At 74.6% G+C, this 5724-nt stretch carries 5 protein-coding genes; 2 read left to right on the top strand and 3 right to left on the bottom strand.

Annotation, left to right across the window (positions count from 1 at the left end; all coding sequences use genetic code 11):
- The 3 genes from BKE38_RS33595 to BKE38_RS31290 all read right to left on the bottom strand — a co-directional run.
- On the bottom strand, positions 1-1648 hold a 1648-nt coding region (locus BKE38_RS33595; RefSeq protein WP_165694109.1), incomplete at its 3' end, for an AAA family ATPase.
- Positions 1645-2289 carry a DsbA family protein gene (locus BKE38_RS04620; RefSeq protein WP_076956198.1) on the bottom strand — a complete coding sequence of 215 codons (645 nt, stop codon included), beginning with the start codon at positions 2287-2289 and terminating at the stop codon, positions 1645-1647. The genes BKE38_RS33595 and BKE38_RS04620, both read right to left, overlap by 4 nt.
- 146 nt (positions 2290-2435) lie before the next feature.
- Positions 2436-3143 carry a hypothetical protein gene (locus BKE38_RS31290; RefSeq protein WP_131829486.1) on the bottom strand — a complete coding sequence of 236 codons (708 nt, stop codon included), beginning with the start codon at positions 3141-3143 and terminating at the stop codon, positions 2436-2438.
- Positions 3144-3304: 161 nt separating this feature from the next.
- On the opposite strand from BKE38_RS31290, the gene BKE38_RS04630 reads away from it, so the two are divergent.
- Together BKE38_RS04630 and BKE38_RS04635 are read left to right on the top strand one after the other, a co-directional pair.
- Positions 3305-4066 carry an SDR family oxidoreductase gene (locus BKE38_RS04630; protein ID WP_076956200.1) on the top strand — a complete coding sequence of 254 codons (762 nt, stop codon included), beginning with the start codon at positions 3305-3307 and terminating at the stop codon, positions 4064-4066.
- A gap of 4 nt (positions 4067-4070) precedes the next feature.
- Entirely contained in the window at positions 4071-5492 is a 1422-nt protein-coding gene (locus tag BKE38_RS04635) for a flavin-containing monooxygenase (RefSeq protein WP_076956201.1), read from the top strand.
- The last annotated feature ends 232 nt before the right edge of the window (positions 5493-5724 follow it).

The following is a 5724-nucleotide window of genomic DNA, read 5'->3' on the forward strand; positions in this document are numbered from 1 at the left end:
GGCCAGCGGCGTCGCGCTCGGCGGTGGCGCGGCTGCGGGCGGCCTCCGCCTCGGCGCTGGCGCGGCGGGCGGTGGCATGGGCCTCCTGGGCGGCGGCGCGGGCGGCCTCGGCGGCTTCCAGCCCGGCGCGGGCCGCGTCCAGCGCGGCGCCGGCCTCCTGCTGCGCGGTCGCGGCGGCGGCCAGCATCTCGGGCAGCACGCGGCCGGCCTCGGCCTGCCGCTGCTGCGCTTCCAGGGAAGCCAGCTGCTGGCGCAGGCGCTCGGCGCGCTGGCGGGCGGCCTGGGCTTCGCTGGCCAGCCGGGCCACCTCCGCGGCGGCCTCGGCGGCGGCCGCGGCGGCGGCGTCGGCGGCACGCTCGGCGGCGGAAGCCTCCTCGGCGGCTTCGGCCTGGGCGGCCTCGGCCTCGGCGCGGCGGCCCGGCAGCGCGGCCAGGATGGCCGACAGAGAAGCATCCTCCTGCGCCAGGCGGCCGGCGGCGGCGGCGGCATCCTCGGCCAGGCGGGTGGCGTGGCCGTGGTCGTCCTGCAGGGTCTTCAGCCGGGCCTCGGCTTCTTCCAGGGCGGCGCGGGCGCGGCGCTCCTCGGCCTCCAGCCCTTCCTGCTCGACGCGGCGGCGTTCCAGCGCGGTGCGCGCCTCGCCCTCCGCCTCGCGCGGGGCGGGCAGCGCCTTTTCGGCGGCGAAGGCGCGGGTCGCAGCGTCCGCGGCGGCGGTCTCGCCGGCCCTGGTCGCGGCCTGGGCCTTGGAGAATCCCTCGCGGGCGGCGATCAGCGTCGCCTCGGCCCGCGCCACCAACAGCGAAAAGAACTCGGATTCGGCGGTGCGGGTCAGACCTGAAAGATTGCGATAGCGGGCGGCCTGGCGGGCCTGGCGCTGCAGCGACTGGCGCTGCACGTCGAGCTGCCCCTTCAGGTCGTCGGCGCGGGTCAGGTTGGTCTCGGCCTGGCGCAGCTTGAGCTCGGCCTCGTGCTTGCGGGCGCGCAGCCCGGCGATGCCGGCGGCCTCCTCCAGCACCTGGCGGCGCTCTTCCGGCTTGGCGGCGATCAGGGTCGCGACGCGGCCCTGGCTGACCATGGCCGAGGACCGGGCGCCGCTGCCGATATCGGCGAACAGCGTCTGCACGTCGCGGCCGCGCGCCTCGCGGCCGTTGATGCGGAAGCCGGTGCCCTCGCCGCGGACGATGCGGCGGGTGATCTCCAGCTCGGTCGCCGCGACATTGGGCGGCGGCGCCAGGCCGGCGGCATCCTCCAGCAGCAGCGTCACCTCGGCCTGGTTGCGGCCCGACCGGGTGGCGGTGCCGGCGAAGATGACGTCGTCCATCTCGCCGCCGCGCATGGCGCGCGCATTGGTCTCGCCCATCGCCCAGCGCAGCGCCTCGACCACGTTGGACTTGCCGCAGCCATTCGGGCCGACGATGCCGGTCAGGCCGGGCATGACCTCCAGCGTGGTCGGCTCGGCGAAGGACTTGAAGCCGGCGATGCGCAGCCGGGTCAGCACCGCGCGCAGCGCCGCCTCGCGCGCCGCGGCCTCGGCGGCGGCGTCGCGCGACGGCTCGGCCGCGCCATTCTCGGTCCCGGGCGGCGGCGTCACGCCGTCCGGGGTGGTGTCGGCCAGCGGCAGCTCGCCGGCTTCGGGACGCCCTTGGCTCAAGCGGCCTCCGCCACCTGCTGGGCGAAGCGGTCATAGGCCATGCCGCCGGGCACCACCTTGCTGCCGAAGACGAAGGTCGGGGTGGAGTTCACGCGGTGCTCCTGCTCGGCCTTCAGGCGGCCTTCCAGGATGGCGCGGCGCAGCCCCTGGTCGGCGACGGCGGCATCGACATCGGCGCGGCTCATGCCGGCCAGCGCCGCGACCTTGGCGATCTCGGCGACATTGTCGGCGCCGCGGGCGAAAGCCCAGCGGTCCTGGCTGCCCAGCAGCGCCGCGATGAAGCCCTCGTAGCGCTCGGCCGGCAGCGCGCGGGCGACCTGCGCCGCGGCCAGCGCCAGCTGGTCGAGCGGGAAGTCGCGCCAGACGATGCGCATCTTGCCGGCGCCAACCAGGTCCTTCTTCACCTGCGGCCAGACCTCCTTGTGAAAGGCGGCGCAATGCGAGCAGGTCAGGGAGAAATACTCGATCACCGTCACCGGCGCATTGGCCGGGCCGGACGAGCGCTCGCCCATGCGCGGGTCGGCCTCGGCGGGCGCCTGAGCGGCACCTTGGGCGGCACCCTGGGCGAAGGCGCCCCGGGAGAGGACCAGCGGGGCGGCGACGGCGGGCGCCAGCAGCAGCGAACGGCGGGAGAGCGACATGAAGCCTCCTGAAGGGTTCGGGTCTCGGGACCCGGGCGCCGTCTCTACAGCGAACCGGGCCGTCAGGCGATGCCCGCGGCTGATGCCGCCTCCGCGTGGCCCTGTCCATGGCTGTTGCACGAGGTCACGCGGCGCGCGGGCTTAAGCTACCTTAAGGCCCGCGCGCCAGGGCAGGATTTGCGGCCCAGCCCTGCCGCGGTTTTTGCCGCCGCCCGGTTGCGCCCTCCCAAGTTTCTGATATCGCCACGGATTTTCGATGGCGGCGGCGGCGGATCGGCGCCGAAACCCCGCGGCCGGATCGCGAAATGCGCGCCCGGCCGCCGCGCAAAAATTTCCGCGCGCGGCTCAGCCCGGCGGCGGCGCGGCGGCGGCAGGCTCCCCCCCCCGGCGATGGCCCAGGCCTGCGGCGCCGGCGCGGTGCCGGCATCCGCGGGGCGTTCCCCGGGCGGCGGGCCGGCCTCGAGCAGCAGGGCATGCACCCGAGGCGCCAGGCGCTGCGCCGTGGCGACGACCGCCGGGTCATGCGCCTGCAGGCTCTGCACCAGGCGAAGCTGCGGCGCCTGGGCCCGCACGGCGCCGGGCTCGGTCGCCGGGGTCACCAGGAGGCGGGAGACCGGCGGCGGCACCTGGGCGGCGATCGCGGCGATGACAGCGAGCCGCCTCTCCGGCAGCCCGTCCGCGCCAGCGGCAGGCCGATCGCCAAGTCCCCGGCCGCCACCGCCTGCCGCGCCTCGTCTTCGGTCCCGGTCAGGCAGACCTTCACGCCTGTGCGCGTCGCTTGGCCTTCCAGGACCCCGAGGCAAAGCAGGCGGCAAATCAGCGTTGTGCGCCCGCAGCTTGCGCAGCCTGCTCATGCTTTCATCCTGATATTTCTTACCGGCCGGATTCTGCCCGATTTTGGCGCAAACTGGCCGTTGCGCCGCGCCGAGGGGACGCGGAGCATGCCGGGCACCACGCCGCTTCTCGATCGCAGGAGGAATGCCATGCCCTTCTCCCCCGTCTTCCCGAGCGCCGCATGAAGCTGGCCGGTCGCATCGCTGTCGTCACCGGCGGCGGCTCCGGCATCGGCCGGGAATCCGCCCTGCTCTTCGCCGCCGAGGGCGCCCGCCTCTGCCTGGTCGACCGCGACGCCGCCGGCGCCGAGGAGACCGCCCGGCTGATCCGCGCCGAGGGCGGCGAGGCCATGACCCGGATCGGCGATGTCGGCGCACCCGGCGCCGCCGCGACCGACGTCGCCGCGGTGATGGCCGAATGGGGCCGGATCGACGTGCTGATGACCGCGGCCGGTTTTTCGTCGGGCGGCACCGTGGTGACCACATCGGAAGAAAACTTCGAGGCGGTGATCGCGGCCAATCTGGGCGGCACCTGGCGCTGGTGCCAGGCGGTGATCCCGGTGATGCAGGCGCAAGGCTCGGGCGCGGTGATCACCGTCGCCTCGCAGCTGGCGCGGGCCGGCGGGCGCAACAACAGCGCCTATATCGCCGCCAAGGGCGCGGTGCTCAGCCTGACCAAGACCATGGCGCTGGACTTCGCCCCCGACGGCATCCGGGTGAACTGCCTGCTGCCCGGCGCCATCGAGACGCCGCTGCTGCGCCGCAGCTTCGCCCGCCATGCCGACCCTGCCGTGCCGCGCGAGGCCAGCCGCAGCCGCCACCCGCTCGGCCGGTTGGGCCGGCCGGAGGAGGTGGCCAAGGCCGCCCTCTACCTCGCCTGCGACGATTCCAGCTTCACCACGGGCAGCGAGATGCTGGTCGACGGTGGCTGGCTGGCGGGCTGAGGCGATGTCGTCCCTGGATCTCCTCGCCACCCGCATTCGCGACGACCTGGCCCGCATCGCCCATCCGGCCCGCCCCTGGGTGCCGCCCCGGCAGGGGCCGGAGGGCGAGGCCGTGCTGGACGTGCTGGTGGCCGGGGCCGGCCAGTCGGGCCTGGCCATCGGCTTCGCCCTGCAGCGTGCCCGGGTCGAGCGCTTCTGCCTGATCGATGCCGCGCCGCGGGGCCTGGAAGGACCCTGGAGGACCTATGCGCGGATGCCGACGCTGCGCAGCCCGAAGGACTATACCGGGCCGGATCTCGACATCCCCAGCCTGACCTACCAGTCCTGGCACGAGGCCCGCTACGGCGCGGATCACTGGCAGGCGCTGGACCGCATCCCGCGGCAAGACTGGGCGGACTATCTGCTGTGGCTGCGCGACACCCTGGCGCTGCCGGTCGAGAACGAGACCGCGCTGGCCGACATCGCCCCCGCCCCCGGCGACCTGCTGGAGGCGACGCTGCGCCGCGCCGACGGCAGCCTCGAGAAGAAGCTGGCACGGAAGATCGTGCTGGCCACCGGGCAGGACAGCCTGGGCCGCTGGGTCATGCCCGATTTCGTCGAGGCGCTGCCGCAGCACCTGCGCGCCCATGCCGCCGATCCGATCGATTTCTCGGCCCTGAAAGGCAAGCACGTCGCGGTGCTGGGGGCCGGCGCCTCGGCCATGGACAATGCCGCCATGGCGCTGGAGGCCGGCGCCGCCAGCGCCCGCGTCTATTGCCGCCGCCCCGCGCCGCAGCTGGTGCAGCCCTATCTGTGGCTGACCTTCGCCGGCTTCCTGCGCCATGCCTCGGAGCTGGACGACGCCTGGCGCTGGCGCTTCATGCGCCACATCATCGGGCTGCGCGAAGGCTTCCCGCAGCCGACCTGGGATCGCTGCGCCCGCCACCACGGCTTTGCCCTCGTCGCTGGCACGCCCTGGCTGGGGGCGCGCGCGTCCGGCGACGGCGTCGAGATCGACACGCCCTCCGGCCCGGTCCAGGCCGATTTCCTGATCTGCGGCACCGGCATCGAGATCGACCCCGCCGCGCGGCCGGAGCTGTCGCGCTGCGCCGGCAACATCGCCAGCTGGGCCGACCGCTTCGCGCCGCCCCCCGGCGAGGACGATGCCCGCATCGCGCGCTACCCCTATCTCGCGCCGGATTATGCGCTGACCGAGAAGAACCCCGGCGAGACGCCCTGGCTGCGCCACCTGCACCTGTTCTCTATCGCCTCCACGATGAGCTTCGGCCCCTCCGGCTCCTCGATCAACGCCATGACGACCGCGGTGCCGAAGCTGGTGCGCGGCCTGACCGGCGCGCTGTTCCGCGAGGATCTCGAGACTCATTGGGCGGCGCTCGCTGCCTATGACGTGCCGCAGGCGGCGATGCGACCCGTGGCGGCGGCCTGATGGCACATCGCTTGCACTCCCATTCCCCCGCGCAGCCCGCCCCGGGCGCCCCGCAGAAGGACTGACCGCCCATGGACCTCACCCGCCGACAGAGCCTGCTGGCCCTGACCGCGCTGGCGGCCCCCGCCGGCATCGCCCTGCCCGCCGGCGCCCAGCCCGCGGCGTCCCGCGCCGAGACGCTGCGCCAGGTGACCGGCAACGCGGTCAACACGCTGGATCCGACCATGCCGGG

It is taken from the genome of Teichococcus deserti (assembly GCF_001982615.1).
Lineage (GTDB): Bacteria > Pseudomonadota > Alphaproteobacteria > Acetobacterales > Acetobacteraceae > Pseudoroseomonas > Pseudoroseomonas deserti.